21 protein-coding genes and 1 rRNA gene are annotated in these 22,998 nt (G+C 38.2%); 20 read left to right on the top strand and 2 right to left on the bottom strand.

Going from position 1 to position 22,998, the window contains the following annotated elements; all coding sequences use genetic code 11:
• From rrf to hisC, 8 genes are all read left to right on the top strand, one after another.
• A 5S ribosomal RNA gene (gene rrf, locus ACH8JV_RS13950) occupies positions 1-109 on the top strand; the annotation flags it as partial.
• 269 nt (positions 110-378) lie between these two features.
• A complete protein-coding gene (locus tag ACH8JV_RS13945; RefSeq protein ID WP_396521872.1) occupies positions 379-1,827 on the top strand; it encodes an RNA polymerase factor sigma-54 in 1,449 nt (482 codons plus the stop codon).
• A gap of 169 nt (positions 1,828-1,996) precedes the next feature.
• A complete protein-coding gene (gene hpf / locus ACH8JV_RS13940; protein WP_001167461.1) occupies positions 1,997-2,335 on the top strand; it encodes a ribosome hibernation-promoting factor, HPF/YfiA family in 339 nt (112 codons plus the stop codon).
• A gap of 138 nt (positions 2,336-2,473) precedes the next feature.
• Complete coding sequence (gene ibaG / locus ACH8JV_RS13935) at positions 2,474-2,725, top strand: BolA family iron metabolism protein IbaG (protein WP_002050455.1); 252 nt, start codon at positions 2,474-2,476, stop codon at positions 2,723-2,725.
• A 6-nt stretch (positions 2,726-2,731) separates the two neighbouring features.
• Complete coding sequence (gene murA, locus ACH8JV_RS13930; RefSeq protein ID WP_311070520.1) at positions 2,732-3,988, top strand: UDP-N-acetylglucosamine 1-carboxyvinyltransferase; 1,257 nt, start codon at positions 2,732-2,734, stop codon at positions 3,986-3,988.
• Entirely contained in the window at positions 3,988-4,671 is a 684-nt protein-coding gene (gene hisG / locus ACH8JV_RS13925) for an ATP phosphoribosyltransferase (protein WP_311070517.1), read from the top strand. The genes murA and hisG overlap by 1 nt, the downstream gene beginning before the upstream one ends.
• A 105-nt stretch (positions 4,672-4,776) precedes the next feature.
• Positions 4,777-6,066, top strand: a complete 1,290-nt coding sequence (hisD, locus tag ACH8JV_RS13920) for a histidinol dehydrogenase (protein ID WP_311086376.1) — start codon at positions 4,777-4,779, stop codon at positions 6,064-6,066.
• A gap of 70 nt (positions 6,067-6,136) precedes the next feature.
• Positions 6,137-7,222, top strand: a complete 1,086-nt coding sequence (gene hisC, locus ACH8JV_RS13915) for a histidinol-phosphate transaminase (protein ID WP_396521869.1) — start codon at positions 6,137-6,139, stop codon at positions 7,220-7,222.
• 3 nt (positions 7,223-7,225) lie between these two features.
• Here hisC and ACH8JV_RS13910 read toward each other — a convergent pair whose 3' ends face one another.
• A complete protein-coding gene (locus ACH8JV_RS13910; protein WP_396521867.1) occupies positions 7,226-8,614 on the bottom strand; it encodes an anthranilate synthase component I family protein in 1,389 nt (462 codons plus the stop codon).
• A gap of 318 nt (positions 8,615-8,932) precedes the next feature.
• On the opposite strand from ACH8JV_RS13910, the gene ACH8JV_RS13905 reads away from it, so the two are divergent.
• From ACH8JV_RS13905 to ACH8JV_RS13880, 6 genes are all read left to right on the top strand, one after another.
• Positions 8,933-9,781 carry a DUF6160 family protein gene (locus tag ACH8JV_RS13905; protein ID WP_263612971.1) on the top strand — a complete coding sequence of 283 codons (849 nt, stop codon included), beginning with the start codon at positions 8,933-8,935 and terminating at the stop codon, positions 9,779-9,781.
• A gap of 298 nt (positions 9,782-10,079) precedes the next feature.
• On the top strand, positions 10,080-10,913 hold the full coding sequence (locus ACH8JV_RS13900) for a C39 family peptidase (protein WP_017393200.1): 834 nt from the start codon (positions 10,080-10,082) through the stop codon (positions 10,911-10,913).
• 44 nt (positions 10,914-10,957) lie between these two features.
• On the top strand, positions 10,958-12,142 hold the full coding sequence (locus ACH8JV_RS13895; RefSeq protein WP_396521865.1) for a hypothetical protein: 1,185 nt from the start codon (positions 10,958-10,960) through the stop codon (positions 12,140-12,142).
• Positions 12,143-12,154: 12 nt separating this feature from the next.
• Entirely contained in the window at positions 12,155-13,819 is a 1,665-nt protein-coding gene (locus tag ACH8JV_RS13890) for an OmpP1/FadL family transporter (protein WP_396521863.1), read from the top strand.
• A 14-nt stretch (positions 13,820-13,833) separates the two neighbouring features.
• The gene (gene filE / locus ACH8JV_RS13885) at positions 13,834-15,075 is read left to right on the top strand and encodes a putative pilus assembly protein FilE (RefSeq protein WP_396521861.1); all 1,242 of its coding nucleotides are present in this window, start codon (positions 13,834-13,836) and stop codon (positions 15,073-15,075) included.
• Positions 15,076-15,093: 18 nt separating this feature from the next.
• On the top strand, positions 15,094-17,112 hold the full coding sequence (locus ACH8JV_RS13880) for a protein FilF (protein WP_396521859.1): 2,019 nt from the start codon (positions 15,094-15,096) through the stop codon (positions 17,110-17,112).
• A gap of 40 nt (positions 17,113-17,152) precedes the next feature.
• Here ACH8JV_RS13880 and ACH8JV_RS13875 read toward each other — a convergent pair whose 3' ends face one another.
• On the bottom strand, positions 17,153-17,701 hold the full coding sequence (locus tag ACH8JV_RS13875; protein WP_396521857.1) for an NUDIX hydrolase: 549 nt from the start codon (positions 17,699-17,701) through the stop codon (positions 17,153-17,155).
• A 114-nt stretch (positions 17,702-17,815) separates the two neighbouring features.
• Between ACH8JV_RS13875 and ACH8JV_RS13870 the strand changes: the two genes are divergently transcribed.
• The 6 genes from ACH8JV_RS13870 (at position 17,816) to fghA (ending at position 22,995) form a co-directional block, all read left to right on the top strand.
• Positions 17,816-18,442 carry a CoA pyrophosphatase gene (locus tag ACH8JV_RS13870; RefSeq protein ID WP_396521855.1) on the top strand — a complete coding sequence of 209 codons (627 nt, stop codon included), beginning with the start codon at positions 17,816-17,818 and terminating at the stop codon, positions 18,440-18,442.
• Positions 18,443-18,464: 22 nt separating this feature from the next.
• Positions 18,465-18,992 carry a gamma carbonic anhydrase family protein gene (locus tag ACH8JV_RS13865; RefSeq protein ID WP_114253416.1) on the top strand — a complete coding sequence of 176 codons (528 nt, stop codon included), beginning with the start codon at positions 18,465-18,467 and terminating at the stop codon, positions 18,990-18,992.
• Positions 18,993-19,124: 132 nt separating this feature from the next.
• Positions 19,125-19,790, top strand: coding sequence for a tRNA (adenosine(37)-N6)-threonylcarbamoyltransferase complex dimerization subunit type 1 TsaB (tsaB, locus tag ACH8JV_RS13860; protein ID WP_396521853.1), 666 nt, complete (start codon positions 19,125-19,127; stop codon positions 19,788-19,790).
• An 11-nt stretch (positions 19,791-19,801) separates the two neighbouring features.
• Positions 19,802-20,593: a class I SAM-dependent methyltransferase gene (locus tag ACH8JV_RS13855; RefSeq protein WP_396521851.1), complete on the top strand. Its 792-nt coding sequence runs from the start codon at positions 19,802-19,804 to the stop codon at positions 20,591-20,593.
• Positions 20,594-20,729: 136 nt separating this feature from the next.
• The gene (locus ACH8JV_RS13850; protein ID WP_396521849.1) at positions 20,730-22,181 is read left to right on the top strand and encodes a C13 family peptidase; all 1,452 of its coding nucleotides are present in this window, start codon (positions 20,730-20,732) and stop codon (positions 22,179-22,181) included.
• Positions 22,150-22,995, top strand: a complete 846-nt coding sequence (gene fghA, locus ACH8JV_RS13845) for an S-formylglutathione hydrolase (RefSeq protein ID WP_396521847.1) — start codon at positions 22,150-22,152, stop codon at positions 22,993-22,995. Before ACH8JV_RS13850 ends, fghA begins: the two co-directional genes overlap by 32 nt.
• Positions 22,996-22,998 lie beyond the last annotated feature (3 nt).

Raw genomic sequence — 22,998 nt, 5'->3', positions numbered from 1 at the left:
GACCATAGCAAGAGTGAACCACCTGATCCCTTCCCGAACTCAGAAGTGAAACCTCTTAGCGCTGATGGTAGTGTGGGGTTACCCATGTGAGAGTAAGTCATCGCCAGCTCATTATTCCAAACACCCCGGTCTCGAAAGAAACCGGGGTGTTCTTTTATGCGTGGGAATAAAGTCAAGTTTAATCCATTAAATAATAAATCTTTCCCATAATTAAAATAGATTATTAGGCATAGCTCGAAATAAATTTAATATTACTTTAAAGGAATAAATTACTATTTTTCTCATGAAATCCTGAGTCAATATATAGGATAAACCATTACTATATGCTATAAATAATGAATAGGCATGATTTTTGCTTGTTTTTGGAAAGAGAAATATATGAAATTATCTGTTGGATTGAAAGTTGCGAATTCTTTATCGTTAACGCCTCAATTGCAGCAGGCAATCCGATTATTGCAGCTCTCAAGTTTAGAATTAGAGCAAGAAATTCAAATTCAATTAGATAGTAATCCATTACTTGAAAAAGTGGAAGACGAATCACTAATAGAAAGTTTATCCAATTTAGAAAAAAAAGAAGCAGATGATCTTACTACAGAGTTAAATGCAAACCATTTACCAGATGACTTGCCTGTGGATACTGAGTGGGACGATATTTATACTCATCAGTCTACAGCTTTGGGTACCCCTGAATTTGAAGAGCGTGAGGATAACCGTCAAGTTCAGATGACACTTAAAGAGCATATGTTAGAACAAGTCAACTTACTGCACTTTTCAAAAATAGATCAGTTGATTGCTTATTGCATTGTGGATGCGTTAGACGATAAGGGTTTTTTAGATGCTGAGGTAGAAGAGATTATCTTAGCTGTACAACATTTATTAAATGACATGGATGTTGAGGAAGAAGTCGAGGAAGATGAAGTCTTAGTTGTTTTAAAGCATATTCAACGCCTTGATCCAATTGGTATTGGAGCTCGTAATCTTGCTGAGTGCTTAAAAGTTCAGTTAGAGTTTTTGCCTAAAGAGACCGAATATTTACAAGAGGCTAAAAATCTACTTCAATATTACGAATTATTGATTGCGAACGATCTCAATAAATTATTAAAGCAAACAGGTCTTTCTAAAGATCAGTTAAAGTTTGCAGTTGATTTACTGAAGACATTAAAGCCTTACCCAGGTATGGATTTTGAAAAGCAAGAATCAGAATATCAAATTCCTGATGTAGTAGTCGCTAAGAAGGATTTACATTGGCAAGTTCAGTTAAATCCTGATGTTATGCCAAAACTAAGAATTAATTCTTTTTATTCGAGTATGATTCGTAGGGCTGATCAGAGTGATGATAATTTATATCTGCGTAATCAGATGCTTGAAGCCAAAAATTTTATAAAGAGTATTGATGAGCGACATAAAACTTTATTAAAAGTCGCTACTTGTATTGTTGAGCATCAAAAAGCATTTCTTGAAATAGGTCCTGAAGCAATGAAGCCGTTAGTACTACGGGACGTTGCTGAAGAAGTGGAGTTGCATGAGTCTACTGTTTCTCGGGTTACAACAAATAAATACATGCTGACACCACGTGGACTTTTTGAGTTGAAATATTTCTTTTCTAGTCATGTGGGAACAACAGCTGGAGGGGAGGCTTCCTCTACCGCAATTCGGGCTATGATTAAAAAGTTAGTTTCTAATGAAAATCCACGTAAACCGTTGTCTGATAATGCAATTGCTAATTTCTTAAAAGATGAAGGGATAGAAGTAGCGAGAAGGACTGTAGCAAAATATCGTGAATCGTTACATATTCCCTCGTCATCCGAAAGAAAAGTCTTGATCTAAATTTTGAAGTATGACTATTCTAGATATTCATTATGACGAAATAATGAAATTTCAATTTCACCAAGAGGAGTAGCTAAAATGATTTAATTGTCCCAAATCATCTTTTTTAGATTGCATTAAATCGTTTTAGTTCTTCTTTATATAACCCAAAAAGGTGAGGGATAGAATTATGCAAATAACGATTCGTGGACATCATTTAGCAATTACACCAGCTATAGAAGAAAATATTAAAGCAAAATTTAATCAGTTAACGAAACATCTTGATCAGGTGAATAGTATGCAGATTAAATTAACGAAAGATCATCAGATTGATAAGCGCTCGCATAAAGGTAGCTCTAATCATGTGGCCGAAGCGATAGTCCGGTTACCTGGAATTGAACTATTTGCTCAAGCAACAGCAGATGATATGTATACTTCAATTAAAAAACTGACTGAAAAATTAAAAAAACAATTGTTAAAGTATCGAAAAATGCAATGCACGTATTCACAAGTTGCTGTTTCTATTTAATAAGTTTTTAATAATTGAGAGAGGCTTGAAATATAGCCTCTTTTTTATTGATAAAATATAAACACGTACTGAATTCTTTGAAAAAGTTATAGTAAAATACTTCGTTTTACACCGTAGGTTGTGCCAGAGGTCTTTGCAATGAATAGTGAACAGCTCACTCAAATTTTAAAAGAAGCTTTTCCTGAAGCGGAAGTAGCGGTGAGCGGACAGGCTGGAAAATTTGACCTCCGTATTGTGGATGATCAATTTGAAGGTAAGCGTACTGTTGCCCGTCAACAAGCAGTTTATGCACCATTAAATACTTATATTGCAAGTGGCGAAGTCCATGCCGTAACAATTCGTGCGATGACCAAAGATGAATGGCGCAAAGCAAGCCTTTTCGGAGCTTAAATATTAATGGATAAATTTTTAATTACGGGCGGTGTTAAGCTCGAAGGGGAAGTACGCATTTCTGGTGCTAAAAATGCGGCTTTACCATTACTTGCGGCAATGATTCTTGCTGACTCTCCAATTACATTAACCAATGTTCCAAATCTTAAAGATGTAAATACTTTGGTGAAATTAATTGGTGGTTTAGGCGTCACGATCAGTTATGAGAACGATACGGTCAAAGCTGATACCTCTACTTTAGATAACCAGTTTGCGCCTTATGAACTTGTAAAAACAATGCGTGCATCTATTTTGGTATTAGGGCCATTATTGGCACGTTACGGAAATGCCAAGGTTTCATTACCTGGTGGATGTGCTATTGGCTCTCGTCCAGTAGATCAACACTTAAAAGCCCTAGAAGCATTGGGTGCACATATCGAAGTTGAAAATGGTTATGTACATGCCACTGTTGATGGTCGTCTGAAAGGCGGCGAAGTGGTTTTCGATATGGTCACTGTAGGTGGTACAGAAAATATTTTAATGGCGGCTGCTTTAGCGGATGGTGTAACTACTATTCGTAATGCTGCGCGTGAGCCTGAAATTACTGATCTTGCTCAAATGCTTATTAAAATGGGCGCAAAAATTGAAGGTATAGATACAGATACACTAGTTGTTACTGGTGTGGAAAGTCTACATGGTTGTGAATACGCAGTTGTTGCAGACCGTATTGAAACGGGATCTTACTTAGCTGCAGCGGCTATTACTGGTGGTCGTGTAAAAACAACACATACAGATCCTTCATTACTTGAATCTGTTTTAGACAAATTTGAAGAAATGGGTGCTGAAGTCACTCGTGGTGATGACTGGATTGAATTGGATATGTTAGGTAAGCGACCTAAAGCAGTAAGCTTTAGAACTTTACCTCACCCAGAATTTCCAACCGACATGCAAGCGCAAATTATGGCCGTAAATGCAATTGGTCGTGGATTTGCAACGATTTCTGAAACCATTTTTGAAAATCGTTTCATGCATGTTCCTGAATTGTCACGTATGGGTGCTAATATTCAGGTTGAAGGCCATGATGCTGTAGTGACTGGGGTTGAAAAACTACAAGCAGCTCCTGTAATGGCAACAGATTTGCGTGCTTCATTTTCTTTGGTTTTAGCAGCTTTGGTTGCTGAAGGTGATACAGTAATTGACCGTATCTACCATATTGACCGTGGTTATGAGCATGTCGAAGAGAAACTTCAAGGTTTAGGTGCCAGAATTAAGCGAGTAAGTTAATGAATGACGTAAGAAACGATGATCCTAATTTTGATGTAATGGGTAATTTTGATCATGGTTTGACCTTGGCACTGAGTAAAGGGCGTATTTTAAAAGAAACTTTACCTTTACTTGCAACAGCAGGTATTAACTTGCTTGAAGACCCGGAAAAATCTCGTAAGTTGATTTTTCCTACAACACATAAGCAAGTTCGTATTTTGATTTTACGTGCGTCTGATGTGCCAACCTACGTTGAGAATGGTGCAGCTGATTTAGGTGTAGCAGGTAAAGACGTACTTATGGAACATGGTGCTCAACATGTTTATGAGTTACTGGACTTACAGATTGCAAAATGTAAGTTAATGACTGCTGGTAAAGTAGGAATGGAACGTCCAAAAGGTCGTTTAAAAATTGCAACTAAGTACGTCAATCTAACACGTCAATACTATGCAAGCTTAGGTGAGCAGGTGGATGTTATTAAGCTTTATGGTTCTATGGAGCTAGCACCACTCGTTGGTTTAGGTGACTATATTGTTGACGTAGTTGATACTGGTAATACTTTACGAGCAAATGGGCTTGAACCATTAGAAGAAATTTGCAAAGTATCCTCACGTCTTATCGTTAATAAAGCGAGCTTTAAGCGTAAGCAAATTTTATTAAACCCAATCATTTCCCAACTTGAACAAGCTGTTCAATCACGTTAAAAGTAATTTCCTATCATGCTTTTGCGATAGTTGTAGATATGATGCCCACAAGGCCTTAGAAAAAGAGTAAACTTGGTTTTTCTTTTTCGCCTTGTGGGTAAATTGATGCGACGTTTATCGACTCAAGATCAGAACTTCAAACAGGTTTTTGCAGAGCTTTTGGCTTTTGAAACCGTTAATGATCCTAATTTAGTTCAAACAGTAGATCAAATTATTGCTGATGTACGTCAGCATGGTGATGATCATGTTTTAAAACTTACTCAACAGTTCGATCGACATCCAGCGCATCAATTTTCCGATCTAGAATTGTCTCAACAACAACTGAAAGCTGCGTTTGATGGTTTAAATCAAGAGATTCGTGAAGCCCTGCAACTTGCGGCTGACCGTATTCGTACATTCCATGAGGCTCAGAAACAAGATAGCTGGACTTATGTAGATGACTTGGGTAATACCTTAGGACAAAAAGTGACTCCTCTTGACCGAGTTGGGATTTATGTACCTGGTGGTCTTGCATCTTATCCTTCTTCTGTACTTATGAATGCAGTACCAGCACATGTGGCAGGTGTACCTGAAATCATTATGGTGGTACCTGCACCAAATGGTGAATTAAATCCATTAGTTCTTGCTGCAGCTTACCTTGCGGGAGTTAGCCGAGTGTTCACTATTGGTGGGGCACAAGCTGTTGCAGCTCTAGCTTATGGCACTCAAACTGTTCCACGCGTAGATAAAATTACCGGACCTGGAAACCGATTTGTAGCAGCAGCTAAACGTGCTGTATTTGGTCAGGTCGGTATTGATATGATTGCAGGGCCTTCTGAAATTTTAGTATATGCAGAAGGAGTGAATAATGCTGAGTGGTTGGCGATGGATGTATTATCTCAAGCTGAACATGACACAGTCGCTCAAGCCATTTTCATTACTCCTGATGAAGCATTATTAGAAGCAGTAGAGTCTGCAATTGAAAAACACTTAAGTGAGTTGCCAAAAGCTGATATTGCACGTACATCGATTGAAAATCGCGGGGCGTTAGTTTTAGTAAAAGACCGAGCAGAAGCAGTTGATTTGATTAATCAGGTTGCACCAGAGCATTTGGAATTGTGTCTTGATGATGCCGAAGCGATGAGCCAAGACATTCGTCATGCAGGGGCAATCTTCATGGGACGCTATACACCTGAAGCAATTGGTGATTACTGTGCTGGGCCAAACCACGTATTACCAACATCTGGCACAGCTCGTTTCTCGTCACCACTGGGTGTATATGATTTTCAAAAGCGCTCTAGCTTGATCATGTGTTCAAAAGAGGGTGTAAAAACATTAGCTAAAACTGCTGATGTACTTGCTGTTCAAGAAAATCTTGATGCTCATGCACGCTCGGCTCGTTATCGTTATCAATAAGCTTTAAGCCTTGTAGAATTTTTAATGATTATTCAGGGCTGACTTTTCAGCCCTTTTTTGAGATAAGACTATGACTGTATCTACAGCACAAATGCGTTTTTGGAGTCCTGAGGTTCGTGAGTTGGAGCCTTATGTGCCAGGTGAACAACCTAAAATCCAAAATTTATTAAAGTTAAATACTAACGAAAATCCATATCCACCATCACCAAAAGTAGTAGACGCAGTTCAAGCTGTGCTACATGGTCAAGCTGATGCTTTGCGTCTATATCCAGATCCGGATGCGACAGCATTAAAGCAAGCAATTGCAAAACAACAAAATATTGATGTATCTCAAGTTTTTGTGGGTAATGGTTCTGATGAGGTGCTTGCTCATATCTTTAAAGCATTTTTCCTTCAAGATGAGCCAATTCTGTATCCAGACATCACTTATAGTTTTTATCCAGTTTATAGCCAGTTTTTTGGAACAAAAACGAAAGAAATTCCACTTAATGATAATTTCGAGATTGATGTCAAAGATTATGCACAACCCAATGGTGGCGTGATTATTACTAATCCTAATGCACCAACTAGTATTGCGCTCAGCTTGGCAGAGATTGAACAAGTACTACAAGACAATCCAGACCGTGTGGTTGTGATTGATGAAGCTTATGTTGATTTTGGTGCTGAGTCAGCTGTAAGTTTGGTAAACCGTTATGAAAATCTTGTGGTGTGCCAAACAACTTCAAAGTCTCGTTCGTTGGCTGGTTTACGCGTTGGATTTGCGATTGCTCAGTCGCATTTGATTGCGGCACTTGAAGCGGTAAAAAATAGTTTTAATTCATATCCAATTGATCGCTTCGCTATAGCAGCGGCTGTTGCTTCTTTTGAAGATCAAGCTTATTTTGAAGAGCAGTGTCAAAAAGTTATTACAAGTCGAGAAAAACTGGTTAGTGATTTAACTGAACTTGGCTTTAATGTTTTGCCATCAAAAGCGAATTTTATTTTTGCTTCACATTCGCAATATGATGCTGGGCAATTAGCCCAGAAGCTGCGTGAGCAGGGCATTATTGTCCGTTATTTCAATAAGCCTCGCATTAATCAGTTTTTACGTATCACGGTTGGAACTGATGAGCAAAATACACGTTTAGTTCAAACTTTGAAGCAAGATATTCTTTAAAATTTATTCTGCTGTGCTGTTCATCAAGTTCAGCATAGCAGAGATTTTATCTAAACTTTCTTGATATTCAGCTTCAGCCTCTGAAGCGATAGTAATACCGCCACCTGCCCAAATAGAGAGCTGGTTTTGATATTGTTGAAAGCTACGAATTAGAATATTCCAACGCCCAGTACCATCAAAATTAAAATATCCCAAAGTCCCGCAATATGCTCCTCTTGGCGCACCTTCTAACTCTTCAATAATTTGCATTGCTCGAATTTTAGGGGCACCAGTAATTGAGCCTCCTGGTAAAGCACTAAGCAACATTTGCATAGGATTAATATCATTTTTAAGTGTAGCCGTAACTTCACTTACCATATGGTGAACTTGATTGAAGCTTTCAATTTCGAATAATTTTGTTGTTTTTACCGAACCTGTATTGGCATAAATGCTCAAATCATTACGTAATAAATCAACGATCATGACATTTTCGGCCTGATCTTTTTGAGAGTTTTTTAAGGTTTGCTTTGAAAGTAAATCTTGTTCTTTATTTTCGTAACGGGGCATTGTGCCTTTAATTGGTCGGGTTTTTATTTGCTTATCTGTATTAAATTCAATAAATAATTCAGGAGAGCAACTTAATAACTCAAAATCTTTTAATTTTAAATAACCAGAATATGGAGCATTGGTTAAATTCCATAAAGCTTCTGCTTTATTTAATAATGTACCTTTAAAAGTTGTACTAAACTCTTGTGTAAGATTAATTTGATAACAATCTCCTGCTTTAATATATTCTTGTATTTTGTGGAAAGCTGTTAAATATTCATTTTTAGACCAGCGCGGTTGAATATTTTTTTCTATTTTAAAATTATTTTCGTTTAGGGTGTTAGAAGGTTTATTTAATAGTTCTATAATCCAATTAAAAATTTCTATAGCATTAGCTTCATCACTAAAAAAATACCATTCATTATTTATATTTTTAAGAAAAGAAGAATAAGAGCCTATAAATAAAGAGGGCTGTTTATGTAATTGATTATTTATAAATTGATTCGCAGAAAAGTCATAACTAATAAAACCAATATAACCTCCATTGAAGCTTATTTTTTCTCTACTTTTATTTTTTAGTTCTTGATCTTGAAATTGAGTAAATTCTAAAAGACTTTGTGTATTAGAGGAGTTTTTATAATGATTTAGATCAGTTTTATCAAATAATTTTTTTTGATTATTTTGAATAATTAAGTATTTTTTTGGCAAAAAACCAATAATTGGGTTGTTATCATCATGGAGATATACAAGTCCAATTAACTCTTCTAATTTTTTTAAAATATCGGCAGCCGATTGATAGCTTTCTAAAGAGATTTTTTTCTTTAACTGTGACATTTTAAACATGTAAGCGCTTGGAAGAGGTGACATAGTTTACTACAAGTTCTAGTCTATCAGACGGATGAGTCGAAAGAGTTTAATATTTCGTGGAAAAAATAACCGAATAGTATCTCAGTTTTAAAGACAATTTATAAGCGTGATCAGGCAGTCAGCATCTGTACCGTTTGTCGGGTAATTGGCAAAAAATGCATTACAGTAGTTGAACAAAAATTAACGTAGCTGTAATTTAGTAATTGCTAAGCAAAACTACTCAAGGATTGGAAGTTTCGGTTGCCATAAAAGAAAAATGCAACTTGAGACAGTAAGAGTGGTTAAGTCAAAAAATAAATGCTCTTGGGAGAGTGCTCAATGAAAATGTTCACTAAACTTGCTTTAGTTTCTTCTTTAGCTATCAGTGCAAATGCAATGGCAATGCAATCAATGGATGATGCAGCGCTTAGTGCTGCTACAGGTCAAGATGGTATTAATATCGGTATTGCTTTGGGTTCTGGTGGTATTTCTATCGATAAGCTATACCTACATGATAATGATGGTTTAGCAACATCAACAGGTATTACAGGGTCTTCAGGTACAGCGGGCTCAATCGCAATTAGTGGTGTTACTGTAACTCAAAAAGGTACAGGCAACCTTTTAGATTTAAAAATTGATACAAACGGTGCTTCAGGCTCAAACGGTGCTTTCTTAAACGTTGCAGCAACAGTGGGCGCAGTTGATGTACATGTAGGTTCAATTGGCGTGGGTACTTCTGGTTCATTAAATACAACTACTGCTGTACGTGGTATTACTGAAACAGCTCCAACTGAAATTATTTCTGGCTTAGATTTATCTTTGGGTCAAATTTCTGCAAATGTTCAGTTAGGTTCAACTCCGCAAGGCGCGATGATCAAAGTGAACTCTAGCTTACAAGGTGGTTTAACACTATCTAACTTCGGTATTAATGATGCTGCTGGTGGTGGTAAAATTGTCCTAGACAAAGTAATGGTTCGTGGTTCAGGTAATACAACTGGTGACTTGGATGTAAATGCGAACATTTCTGTTGTTCCTACAGGTTTACGTATCCAGAATAACAGTACACAAGGTATGAACGTTTATGCACAGGGCGTACACCTAGGTGCAGCGGGTAATGCTTCAATTGGTGATTTAGAAATCCAAGGTTTAAATGTAGGAACGTCTACAATTACTATTTCTGGACACTAATTTAAAGGCTGATAAAAAGCGCGTTTATACGCGCTTTTTTATTTATCTTAATAAAACTCAATCTTAAGTTTTTCTATTTAAATAATATTAGCTTATATAATAAGAAAGAATATAAAACATTTGAAATGAGAATTAATTATCAGTTTATAAATGTAAAACTATGCATTCATCAAAAAGATTAAAAAAAAGCTGTTTTTTACAAAAAAAAAAGGTATCTTCAACACACAGGGATGTAGAGCTATTGCTCTAAGAATAAAATGAATAAGGCCGGTTAGGCCACCATTTAGACCAAGTGCTTATGTTAGAGATAGTTTTAGGCTCAGCATTGATGTATTACTTTGCGACAGAAGCCTTCGAAATAGAAAAAAAGCCGCCGGGAACTGTTTATTATACAGAGACTGCCGATTCACGTAATTTATCATTTCATCGAAACCATATTGAACCTGTCACAATAAAACCAGCTGTAGAAGATCAGTTTCGTGGCATTGTTCGACAAGCCTATGACTATAGTTGTGGCTCTGCTGCACTTACGACTTTATTAAATGGCTATGTTGGAACGAGTTTAACTGAACAGCAAACAATGAGTGGTTTGCTTCAGTATGGTGAGTATCAACGTATTATTGAACGCCGAAGTTTCTCATTACTTGATATGAAGCGCTTTGTCACAGCAATTGGTTTGGACAGTGGTGGTTATCGAGGTGAGTTTTCTGATTTAGTTAAACTCGGCCAACCTGCAATTGTGCCTATTTCTTATGCAGGTTTTAAACATTTTGTCGTATATAAAGCTTATAAAGATGGAAGAGTATATGTAGCTGATCCTGCTTTAGGGAATATCAGCTTTGATGAAAGTCGTTTTAAACAAATTTGGGATAATAATACTTTATTTGTTATTTCTGTTCCTGAATCACAGCGTAAAGATTTATTGGCACTAAAAGATGCAGATATGCGCCATGTAGAAGATGCCACGGTCAATAGATATGCTTTTGTTGATGTTCAATATCCAGCATTTAACTTTGATCGTTTAGCAAATAAAGCTTCAACCATGAGACGTGTACTAGATAACGATAATCATTCGCCGACATATGGACAGCCGATAGAAACCTATATGCGTCTTTATTACAAACGCAAATAGTCAATTTTAAAGTTAGTAAAATAAATAAATTGGGTAGGAAAAACATGAATAATCGATGGATGAAGATGAGTGTGTTGGCCTTAAGTATGAGTGCCATTACAGGGACAATCTATGCCGAAGATCAAGTACAGCAAGCACAAGTATCTAGTTCGAATCAGACTGTAGCAGAGGGAATAGAAAACTCTACTTCTTCAGAAGCTACTAGTTCTAGTTCAGTCTCAACAGATAATACTGCGCAAACCTCGAATGCAGTAGATACAAATGCTGTAGCCCCAGCTCCGAATAGTGAGGCACATCAAGCTGCAAGTGCGTTACAGAAAAAAGAAGGGGATGCGAGTCAGGAAACAAACTTACAAGAAGTATTTACTTCAAATGAACGCCAATATTCTTTGATTAAGAAGGGCGTAATTTCTTCTTATTATGACCTTGATTACACTTACTACCGCGATACCCGTATTGATTTGGCTTTATCGGATAGTTCTTCTCAACTTAATCGTTTACGTGTTGAGGAAGATGCTAACCATACATTAACAAATAGTTTTACTTTTCAATATGGGGTGTTAGATAACTTGACTTTATCAGCAACTCTTCCTTTCGTTGCAAAGTCTGAAATTATAAAAGATAAAACAGCAGCTGGTTTAGGGGATATTTCTTTTGGTGCACGTTGGGAGCCCTTTCCCTTAAAGCAAGGACGGTTACCACTTGTTCTTTTTGGTAGTGTATCTACTAAAACAGGTGATAGTCCTTATGAGATTGGTTTAGATGAGCTATCGACTGGTAAGGGCTACTACTCAGTTGGTGTAGGGGCGAGTACTCGTAAATATATTGATCCAGTCGTTCTCTTCGCTTCGGCATCTGCCAACTATGGCTTTAAAGAAAGTGGCCTGAATCAAGCTCGAGGTTCACGTATTTTAGAGTCTTTTGATCCAGGGATTAGTGGTGGCTTCTCATTTGGTTTTGCCTATTCATTTAACTATGACGTGTCTTTAACAATGTCATATCAGCAAAGTTTTAATATGAATGCTGAATTCCAATTTAATAATGGCGAGTCTTATAAGTCACCAGATCAAAGTAGTGGAATGTTATCTTTTGCTTTAGGTGTTCGCGTTTCGCCTGACACGATTGTCAACGGTACTGTTGGTATTGGTTTAACTGAAGATGCACCAGATATTTCACTTGGTTTGTCGTTCCCGTTAGATATTTTAGGTTTTAACAAAAAACAAAAATAAGGAGATAAGCAGGTGAAATATCCTAAATTATGTCCTTTAACGGCGGCAATTGTTATCTCCGGTTTTTCTAGCTTTGCCAATGCTCAATTAGGACAAAACCTAGCTGTTGATATTCGTTCACTATCGATGGGAAATGCTGTAACTGCAGATCCTCCTGGTATTAGTGCAGTTCACTTTAACCCCGCAGCCTTAGCAAAAATTGATGGGCTGCAAACAGATGTGCAAGGGATTCTTGCTAACTTTGATATTCAGCGTGAGTTCTCGGCTCCTCCTGGTTACAACGTTTTTGGTTATTCAGATGACCCTCTTGTTTGTAATGATGGTCCCGAAGTTTCTGCCAATATTTGTACAGACTTTAAAGGAACGGTCCATGGTGATGTCGAGTATGCAAGCTTATATGTACCTATCCTAAAAAAAATGGTTGATCTTGGGGCAGGTTATCCATTAGTTGCACCGACAGCAGGTATTGCTTATAAACCCCCTGGTTCGAAAGTCACTTATGCAACAGCAATATATGCACCATTGGTAGCAGGGTTCGGAGCAGAAAATGGTAACCCTGGTAACTATATGGGGCAACAAGTTGCAGTAGAGCGAATCACTTATTTATCACCATCTTTTGGTTATCAGGTAAATGACCATTTATCAATTGGTGCTTCTGTCGGGATGTCCTATAACGCAATCGCATTAAAAACTGATCTACGTTTTCCAAATGAGATGATTGGTGTATTGCGTATGGTTGATGAAGTTGTGTGTGCACCTTTTAAAAATAATAGTGACATGATTACGGACTTACTATTATTTGGTATGTGTAATGCCCAAGAAGGTATGAATCCATTTAATAAAATGGGTGCATTACAGGTTTCATTAGAGCAGTCATTAAGTCCAAGCTATAACCTAGGTCTACTTTGGGAACCAACAGATGACTTTGGCTTTGGTATGGTCTATCAAAGTTCTGCCAAGATGCGTTTAAAAGGCAAATACATGATTAATAATGCCAAGGCGCCTCAAGAGTTTATTAAAGGTCTTAACTCCTCTGCTACTGGACAAATTTTAGCTGCTATTCTGGGGTTACCGGGGTATATACCTAATATTGAATCTGGTTTGGTTGCTATGGATCTTGAATATCCGGCACATTTTCAAGCAGGTATTAAGTATAAAATATTGCCTGATTTACAAGTTAACTTTGATGTAGGCTGGACTGACTATGCGGCTTGGAATAAGTTTAAGTTTGAATTTGACCGTCAAATTTCGCTGTTAAAGGTGGCTAAACTTTTATCTAATGACGTAACGGATAATTCTTTAGCATTACCACTGAAGTTTACATCGCCGTGGAGCTGGGGAATTGGTATTGAATACTCAGCAACTGATCGTTTGAAATTGCGGGCAGGTTATGAGCCTCGTGCAAGCTCTATTCCTGATGATAAACGTAATACCATGGTTCCGATAAATAATGCGCAATTATTCGGTCTTGGGTTAGGTTACCGTTTTGATGCAGATACGGACTTAGATCTTTCAGTAGGTTTCCTGCGTAGTCGAGACAATATTCCAGCTTGTACGAGTACATTATTGAATAAATGTGGTGTCGATAATGTTTTATTAAATACGTATGGTGGCTTAGATGTAAAAACGAATACAAAAGTTACAATACTTGGTTTGAGCTATAGAACAAAATGGTAAAACAATATAAAAGGATGTTTCGACCTAGATTCGCTATCTCGGCTTTATTTATTGCGATAGCAAGCGTTTCTGTATCTTATGCAGATGGTTTCTATACAATCATTGGTCCAGATGGTCGCCCAATGATTGTGCCGAGTAAAAAAGTCGAACAGAAGCAATCGAGTATTAGAGTAGAAGCACTGAAGCAAGTTGCGCAGCCTAAATCTGTTGTTATACCTGTTCAAGAAGTACCTCGTGAAAATTCTCATAATTCAAAAGAACCTAAAAAGTTTGAACCACGCGTTACAAAAAAATTAAATACTGCACCGACTGCACCGACTGCACCGACTGCACCGACTGCACCGACTGCACCGACTGCACCGACTGCACCGACTGCACCGACTGCACCGACTGCACCGACTGCACCGACTGCACCGACTCCAGAGCTTCCTTTAACAGTTAGTAAAACTCAGAAGAATGAAGTTAAAAAGCAAACTAGTACTGTTAAGGAAGAAAGTACCCCAGCTAAAATTCCTTCATCTGTACCAAGCACTTCACAAGCTGTTTCAACTCAAAATTTGCCAAATGATCTATCTAAATTTACGAGTATTGATGGTGTAGAGTATGTAAATAATGAATATCTTGAAGACCAAGAATTTAATCTTGAAGGCAAAAAACGCTTTTATGTTATGCCAGATGGTTTAGGGCGAACAGAGTTTATTGAGCGGAAAAAGGGGGTAAGTAAATCTACTTTAGAACAATTGTTTAATAAGCAATCTCAAGATGATCAAGCAGTGATTGTGTTAGCCCCAACCTATATACGTCTGTCTCAAAAAGAATTAGAAACGACTTTTGAGCAAGATAAGTGTTTTGTTCAAGGCTACAAAAAGTCAATCAAAGTACTCGGATCTAAAAAAGAAGTAAATTTATGGCCTCGTAAGCCGCTAAAAGAAAAGTTTGAATACGAGCTAGTAAAACTAGATCCGTCTGTACAATATTTACAGCTTATGTCATTTGCAGCAAGTAATTTGACGCCTCTATATTATTGGCCTTTAGCTATATTCTTAGATGAGAAGGGGTGTATTTTAGAGGGTGCAAGTGGTTTCAAGAGCAAGTCTTATCCTTCTACGATACTACAACATGCATCAATTCAAGGTTCTTTAAGAGTGCCGCCTCATGCACGTTATATGATGTTAACTCCGTTATCTTCCTCTGTAGATGTAGAAGAACATGAGCTATCTAATCAGGGACAGATTCAAATTTCAGTATTACGTTAAAAATAAGTAGGGTATCTAATGAATAAAAAATTATTATGGCCTTTTGCATTAACCACATTAGTAATCATGCTGAATGGTTGTGGCGGTGGTAGTTCGACAATCAATGAAAACACAGGCGTTGGAGATGATACTCCGCCAAGGTCGAGTTTAGGCTGTACTGCAACAGACAACACTTGTTTAAATTTTATATTGGACTATCCAGTGGAAGGTTTAAATTTTGATTGTAGTATGTCGCCTAATCAGCGTTACATTACGCTATTAGAAGTTGATCCTAAAACGAATAAGAAACTTAATGCTGTCACTGGAGCTTGTAGCATCAGCAGCAGTAAATCGGATGAAACAGTTAGTTTGTATTTACAAGGAAGTAATACCCACAAGATTGCTTTAGGTACGATAAAACTTGATACATTAGGAAAATACGGTGTAACTCATTTAACAGTTTTGGATATGGCGACCGCATTAACTGGACAACCTCCAGCCTCAATGAGTAACGCTGATCCAACTATTAAAGTGGCTATGGGCTTAGTTAAGTTGTTCCAAAGTATTGGTGTTGAACGTGGCGATAATGTGGTGGGTGATTTACAACCAACCCAATTTACTCAAGATAAGAAAAATCTGTTGAAGAATTTGCCACAAGATATAACCGCAACGGAATGGAAGAATGGACAATATGCAACTCTTCTAGAACCTTGGTTAGATGTAAGCAAAGTGTCTGATGCACAAGCTTATGCACTGGTAGTTCAAGTCACGAACTTGGCAAATGCAGCATTATTTCAGGCAACTGAAGCGACTTATGCGGGATTTGCAGACCCTGTAAATTCTCCACTACCGCTTGGATTTTATGGTTGTAATCAAGCATTAGCAGATTGCTTTAATAAATCTACCAGTAATTTACGCCATATGATGGCTAATATCTTCATGCTGACTGACCGTGAAGGTTATGCAATAGGTTATGGCTTACAATGGCGTGGGGATGCTACTTTATACAAAGATAAGAATGGAAACGTAACTGGTGTTGCTCCACCAGTTTTATTATGGACTAAGGCTAAACCACTACAAATGGTTGTTGCTGCACAACAAAATGGTTGGCTTAATCCAATTTCAAAAGATATTCAATCGACTCAGCCATTACGTTTGAGCATTGATGGCAATGCGAATAATGATTTGCAAGTCTATCAAGGCAAGTTTATAAATGATTATGCGGTTGCAGGTAGTGAAGGTTTTTATAAGCAGTTAATGCGTTTGACAACAGGAAATACTCAGCATTATGGTTTATGGCGTCAAACAGTAGGCACAGAAAATTATAAGGGCTCACTCGATATTATTAAAGTTAACCCAATTAGTTATCTTGGAAAAGAAATTTTTAAAACAGCCGCTAATGTTAGTTCTGGTCAACGTTATGTTTTCCCATTATATGCGACTTTGACATTCAATTTTGATACTACAGGAATAGCTCCTATTGATTTAGGTATTGTTGTTGATGAAAAAGGAAATATTCGTACGGATATTAAACCAAATGCGACTGCAATAGATATGTCTGGTCAATGTGCAACAGTAGCAGACAATAGCTTAATTGATAGTAATGGTGTGCAACAATATCGACTTGGGACTACAGGTGGTACACAGTCATCTGATAATGACAGTTCTATTCCTGTTCGTATGGTTTTATCGAATCCACAGTTAGGTAACCTTAACGGGATCTTGATGGGACTAAACACTGTAATAAAACAGGATTCTGATCCAAATGATAATATAGATGACTCAATTTCAGTAAATGGAGTTAAGATTAACCTTTATAATTTATTAACAGGTCAAAACAGCAGTGATAGTATTAATTTAAGGGATTATGAAAATAAGACTGCACGTTGGGTTAATCCCTATGCTTTTTATCAAGCTGTCTATAATAATATTAAGGATATTAGCCCAGCACCAACAGATACTGAAAAAGCTTTAGCACAACGTCAAACGGGTACGGTAACAATTAAACTTGCTGATCAGTCTATTCCAGCATGTAAAGCAATCAAAATTAAATCTTAATTAAACAAAATAAAAAAGACCGCAAATGCGGTCTTTTTTATTAGCCTGTATGGTCTAAACGAGTTCCTAGCGTTTCTAGGTGCGTTGGAAAAACTTGTTTTTTACGGTCTTCAAAATAATGTCTTAAAGTGTGTTCAACACTAGGGAATGCAAGTTCACCCCATGGAATTTCATGCTCTTCAAACAGACGACTCTCGATGCTTTCTTCACCTGCACCAAAAATGCCATCTTTCAGCTGTGCTTTGAAAAGTACATAAATTTGACCAATACGAGGAATATTGTACATGCAGTAAAGTTGTTCTATTTCAATCTCGGCTTCTGCTTCTTCACGAGTTTCACGTGCTGCACCTTGTTCCATGGTTTCGAACAATTCCATGTAACCAGCAGGCAAAGTCCACAAGCCATAACGAGGTTCAATTGCACGACGACAGAGTAATACTTTGTCTTCCCATAACGCTAAGGCACCGCAGATTACTTTGGGGTTTTCATAGTGAATATTTTCACAATGAGTACAAACACGGCGTACTTTATGATCACCTAAAGGAATTTTTTGTTCGGTTTTATGCCCACACGCTACACAGAAACTCATAATTATCATCGAGTATAGAGATGCCTCAGCATAACTGAATTTTTAGACTTACGCATCAACTCTATTCCCTAAGTTTTATTTTCAGATATGATGAAAAGAGAGACAGAATAATAGGTGAAAGGTATGGAAGAGCACTTGCTAACACAAAAGTTACAGCAAAGATTGCGCTTTTCCACCCGCATACAAGAAGCACAAGCTGCGGTACTTATTGCGATTACAAATGAAAATAATCCTAAAGTACTACTCACACGCCGTTCAATACATATGAACAATCATGCGGGAGAGGTTTCTTTTCCGGGTGGAAAGCGTGACCCCAGTGATACCAGTAATATTGTTGTAGCGCTAAGAGAAGCTCAAGAAGAAACGGCCTTAAACCCGTTTGATGTGCAGTTGTTAGGTGATTTGCCGATGCAGCGCGCAAGAAGTGGGCTGTCTGTAAAACCGATTGTTGGGCTTATTCCACCAGAGGTTCATTTAATACCTCAGCCTACTGAAATTGATCGAATTTTCTTTGTGCCCTTACAGCAACTTATAGAGACGCGTCCGACACCATACGAAGTTCGATATGCTCATCAGTCTTTGTATTTTCCAAGCTTGCAGATTGATAATGAAATTATTTGGGGTTTAACTGCTCGTATGTTGGTGGCTCTATTTAAATATGGATTGGGTTATCAAAAAGATTGGCCATTTTTACTCAACTCACCAACCTTTGGAATGCCAAAGTTTTCTCATAAAAAATAAAGATCAGGATTGATAAATTATGATGTATAGCTATCAAGGACAGCACCCAAAAGCATTACATGAGCCATGGGATGGCTGGGTTGCTCCAACAGCAACGCTTATTGGACAAGTAGAATTAGGCCGTCAGGTCAGTATTTGGTTTGGAGCGGTAGTACGTGCTGATAACTGTGTCGTTCGGATTGGTAATTTTTCTAATATTCAAGAAAACTCGGTATTACATACCGATGCAGGCCTTGAACTAAATATTGGTGAATATGTCACGGTCGGACATAAAGTCATGCTGCATGGTTGTACGATTGGTGATAATAGCCTGATTGGTATGAACGCCGTCATTTTAAATCGGGCTGTGATTGGTAAAAATTGTATTATCGGTGCTAATGCTTTAATACCAGAAGGTAAAGTGATTCCAGATAACTCAGTAGTGATGGGTTCACCAGGAAAAATTGTGAAAACTTTGGATGAAGATGGCGCGGCAAAAATACGTTTGAGCGCACTACATTATGCTGAACACTTTAAAAGCTATGCTGATTTAAAAGAATTTCACTTTTAAAATTTTAGTAAGATATTTTCTATGCCAAGCACTCGCTTGGCATTTTTATTTAGATAGGAACAACTCGCCTAACAGGGCCGAGTGGGGTATCATTACTTCCGTTTTTAATCTGATTCAATACTAAGGTTGTGCATGAAACTGCTGGCGTTGGAAACTGCAAACGAGCAATGTTCCATTTCATTAATTGATGAAACCCAAGAACTATTTTTCCAACTCGATACGCGAGCGAAAGCACAAACCCAGACCATTCTGCCAATGATTGAGCAGGGCTTACAGCAAACCGGACTAGAAATTGCTGGTTTAGATGCGATTGCCTTTAGCCGTGGGCCGGGTTCTTTTAGTGGTGTCCGAATTAATGCTGCTGTAGCTCAGGCTTTAGCTTGGTCACAAGATTTACCTGTAGTTCCAGTTTCTACCTTACAAGCTCTCGCACAGGCGGCTTACCGACTTGAAGGTTTAGAGCAGGTGACTGCGGTACTCGATGCCCGTATGAATGAAGTTTACATTGCAAGTTTTGTTTTAGATGAGCAAGGCATCATGCAGTGTATTGATGAAGAAAAATTAATGAGCTATGAACAAGCAGCTGCTTATGCAAAGCATTGCTTAATTGGTTCAGGTGCTAAGCTTCTTCAAGCCGATGCAGAGCATCAAACAATTACTGCCACTGCACAAGACATTGCTTCGATTGCACGTGTCTATGCCGCGCAAAAGCAGTGGGTTGATGCAGAACATGCTTTACCGGTTTACTTGCGTGATGATGCTTGGAAAAAAATAGCGGATCAGGGTAAAGCAAAGTAAAGGCACTACTCATGCATATATATTTTGAAGTAGATTTTCAAGAGCAAGCACAGCACTACCAAGCTGTGCTTTGTTCTAGAGGTGTGACAGCCGATTTACAGCCTATTGAAAAACTCAATGCTCGTTTTTTACGTTTAAACCCTGATTTAGCGCTTTGTGTAGATGAAAACGGACTTTGGTTATCTGCAAATGGCATGAAAATGCAGCCTGACTGGAAATCTGAAATTCCACGTTTAAAACGTGCCAGTCTTAAATCAGAGATGATTGCTCGTGCTTGTCAGCTGGGCGAAAAACCAGTACTTGTAGACGCAACAGCGGGTTTAGGCCACGACAGCTTACTCATGGCGTATTTAGGTGCTCAAATTCAGCTTGTTGAACGCCATCCGATTTTATTTACTTTACTTGAAGATTCAAAAGCTCAGGCACAGCATGATCCATTTTTAGGTCAGTTTATGGATCGTATTCAACTGGTGTTTGCTGACTCTGCAAGCTATTTACAGCAATTAGATCAAGAAGCAAAAACGGTTGATGTGGTTTATTTAGACCCGATGTTTCCACAACGTGACCAGAACCAACAAGCGATTAAGAAACAAGCCCAAGTCAAAAAGCAGATGCAGCTTTTGCATTTACTTTTACCAGAAGATGGTGAAATGGATTTAGGCGATAATTTGCTTGAGTTGGCTCAGAAAGTTGCCAAGCGAGTGATTGTGAAACGGCCACGACATGCTGTTTTTTTAGCAAATCAAGAGCCAGCCCATCAGTGGCAGGGGGATGCTTGTCGTTTTGATGCTTACTTTCAGTAAGCTTATGTAAGGTTAAGTTTTATTGCTTGAATAATGCACAAATATATGTGATATAGTTCAAAAGCATGATTGCTAAAATTCTTAGCAGGCATACACTTATGGTGCCTGACAAAAACGAAATTTTTGAAACCTTTTTATGATTGATCTCAAACCTTCCATTAACTTTTGGCATGATTTTAAAAGTAACCAGCTTGCCGGAATGTGGTTATTTTTGGGGTCAAGACGTTCCTTACAGATCGTACATCCCTCTATTCTTCAGCTTATTGTTTGGGGGATATTAGGCGGATGTACCAACTCGCTTTATAGCTGGCTTGTTGCTGGCCAAACGGGTGACTTTAACTCCCAAGGTTTAATTGGGTACGCACTCTGGCCTTTTATTGCGCTTATTGTTGGTATTTTTCTATCACAGCGTATTAATCAGCCGCGTCTAATGTTAGTTCCAGCTTTGCTCTGGCTGGTTTTAGATACCAATATTTTATTAATCCAATGTTTAATTCAATATTTGGGTTCTAATGGTTATCTAAACTTTATTCCCGATGCTATTTATAACGGTATTTTACCAAGCCTATTTGTGGCACTTTTTGTATGGCAAAGTTTAGCTGTCATTTGGGTTTTCTCACGTGAGCTCAAGTGGCCGTGGTGGGAGCGGGCATTAGTTATGGTTGCGACTATTGCGACCATGGTGGTTTGGCAACTTTCAGTAAAAGATCAGCCTATTTGGAAAGTAGAAGACTCTCCACCTACGTTTGCCGAAGATGCTTTTTATGCACAAAGCAAGTTACTTCATGATGCCTTAGAACAGGTCCAATATGGTGAAGTGGCTAAAAGCCATTGGTATTTCTTGGGTGTTGCGGGCGATAGTTACCAAGACGTTTTCAAGTCGGAAGTGGTCCGTATTAAAGAACAATTCGATACACGTTTCGGTACCGTTGGGCGTTCAATGATGCTGGTCAATAACCCAGATACTCGAACTGAAATCCCGATAGCATCTAAAACCAGTATAGAGTTGGCCCTACGCCGTATGGGCCAACAAATGAACCGCGATAGTGATGTGCTGTTCTTATACATGACATCGCACGGTGAACAAAATCATTTTGAAATTGAAAATGCGCCTTTAGATTTGGGGCAAGTCGATCCGAAATGGTTACGCGAAACACTCGATAAAGCTGGTATTCGTTGGCGTGTGATTGTCATCTCTGCTTGTTACTCTGGAAGTTTTATTCCTGCTTTACAGTCACCAGATACTTTAATTATTACGGCATCTGCCGCAGATAAAACCTCTTTTGGCTGTAATAACGAAGCTGACTATACTTATTTTGGACGAGCTTTCTTTGACTTGGCGATGCGAGAGCAGTCTTCAATGAAAGATTCGTTTAATGCTGCCAAGCAAACGGTAACCAAATGGGAAGTAGCTCAAGGTGTAGACCCTTCAGAGCCACAATGGATGATTGGTAAGAATATGGAACTTATGCTACCTCAGTTGGAAAAATATCTTTTCCCACAGCAAAGTACAGGTAACGTAAATATTGCTCAAACACAAACAGAGGCTAAAAACGATGCAACTCCTGCAAAAAAACCGCTGCTTTGAAGGTGAGCAGCGTATCTACCAATTCGACTCTCAATTATTAAAAGGCTCTACTAAGTTTGGTGTCTATTTGCCACCTGCTGCATTAGAAGGTAAACCTTGCTCAACTTTGTTTTACTTAGCGGGTTTAACGTGTACTGAGGAAACCTTTGCCATTAAAGCACACGCACAGCATATGGCAGCTCAGCTTAGTCTTATACTGATTACGCCTGATACTTCACCTCGTGGTGAACAGGTAGCAGCTGGTGACAATTGGGATTTAGGACAAGGTGCAGGTTTTTATATTAATGCAACGCGAGCGCCGTGGTCTGAACATTATCAGATGGAAAGCTATTTAATTGATGAGTTATATCCACTCATTTTAAAAAGCTTTCCAGTAAATGCTCAGCAAGTTGGTGTCTTTGGACACTCAATGGGTGGCCACGGTGCATTAACTTTAGCGTTTAAATATCCTGAAAAGTTTAAGTCGGTATCCGCTTTTGCTCCGATCTGTTCGCCAAGTGAATGTGCATGGGGTGAAAAAGCATTTAGCCATTATTTAGGTGCAGATCGTGAGAGCTGGTTGGACCATGATGCCACAGCTTTAGTCTCAAAAAATGGTGCGGTTTTTAGCGAAATTTTGGTTGATCAGGGATTAGATGATCAATTTTATGAACAACTTCACCCTGAAAAATTTAAGCAAGCGTGTTTAAAGGCAGGACAGCCTTTAACTTTAAGACAACATGCTGGTTATGATCATGGCTATTATTTTATCCAGACTTTTATGGATGAGCATTTGCAGTTTCATGCAATCCAGTTAGAAAAGGTATCTGGCTAATAA

It is taken from the genome of Acinetobacter sp. ABJ_C5_2 (genome assembly GCF_044538485.1).
Classification (GTDB): Bacteria; Pseudomonadota; Gammaproteobacteria; order Pseudomonadales; family Moraxellaceae; genus Acinetobacter; species Acinetobacter nosocomialis_A.
This window is presented reverse-complemented; position numbering and strand designations above follow the sequence as displayed.

Coding starts and splice junctions, on each gene's coding strand:
- ACH8JV_RS13945 (WP_396521872.1), top strand. CDS start 379: ATGAAATTATCTGTTGGATTGAAAGTTGCGAATTCTTTATCGTTAACG.
- hpf (WP_001167461.1), top strand. CDS start 1,997: ATGCAAATAACGATTCGTGGACATCATTTAGCAATTACACCAGCTATA.
- ibaG (WP_002050455.1), top strand. CDS start 2,474: ATGAATAGTGAACAGCTCACTCAAATTTTAAAAGAAGCTTTTCCTGAA.
- murA (WP_311070520.1), top strand. CDS start 2,732: ATGGATAAATTTTTAATTACGGGCGGTGTTAAGCTCGAAGGGGAAGTA.
- hisG (WP_311070517.1), top strand. CDS start 3,988: ATGAATGACGTAAGAAACGATGATCCTAATTTTGATGTAATGGGTAAT.
- hisD (WP_311086376.1), top strand. CDS start 4,777: ATGCGACGTTTATCGACTCAAGATCAGAACTTCAAACAGGTTTTTGCA.
- hisC (WP_396521869.1), top strand. CDS start 6,137: ATGACTGTATCTACAGCACAAATGCGTTTTTGGAGTCCTGAGGTTCGT.
- ACH8JV_RS13910 (WP_396521867.1), bottom strand. CDS start 8,614: ATGTCACCTCTTCCAAGCGCTTACATGTTTAAAATGTCACAGTTAAAG.
- ACH8JV_RS13905 (WP_263612971.1), top strand. CDS start 8,933: ATGAAAATGTTCACTAAACTTGCTTTAGTTTCTTCTTTAGCTATCAGT.
- ACH8JV_RS13900 (WP_017393200.1), top strand. CDS start 10,080: ATGTTAGAGATAGTTTTAGGCTCAGCATTGATGTATTACTTTGCGACA.
- ACH8JV_RS13895 (WP_396521865.1), top strand. CDS start 10,958: ATGAATAATCGATGGATGAAGATGAGTGTGTTGGCCTTAAGTATGAGT.
- filE (WP_396521861.1), top strand. CDS start 13,834: ATGTTTCGACCTAGATTCGCTATCTCGGCTTTATTTATTGCGATAGCA.
- ACH8JV_RS13880 (WP_396521859.1), top strand. CDS start 15,094: ATGAATAAAAAATTATTATGGCCTTTTGCATTAACCACATTAGTAATC.
- ACH8JV_RS13875 (WP_396521857.1), bottom strand. CDS start 17,701: ATGAGTTTCTGTGTAGCGTGTGGGCATAAAACCGAACAAAAAATTCCT.
- ACH8JV_RS13865 (WP_114253416.1), top strand. CDS start 18,465: ATGTATAGCTATCAAGGACAGCACCCAAAAGCATTACATGAGCCATGG.
- tsaB (WP_396521853.1), top strand. CDS start 19,125: ATGAAACTGCTGGCGTTGGAAACTGCAAACGAGCAATGTTCCATTTCA.
- ACH8JV_RS13855 (WP_396521851.1), top strand. CDS start 19,802: ATGCATATATATTTTGAAGTAGATTTTCAAGAGCAAGCACAGCACTAC.
- ACH8JV_RS13850 (WP_396521849.1), top strand. CDS start 20,730: ATGATTGATCTCAAACCTTCCATTAACTTTTGGCATGATTTTAAAAGT.
- fghA (WP_396521847.1), top strand. CDS start 22,150: ATGCAACTCCTGCAAAAAAACCGCTGCTTTGAAGGTGAGCAGCGTATC.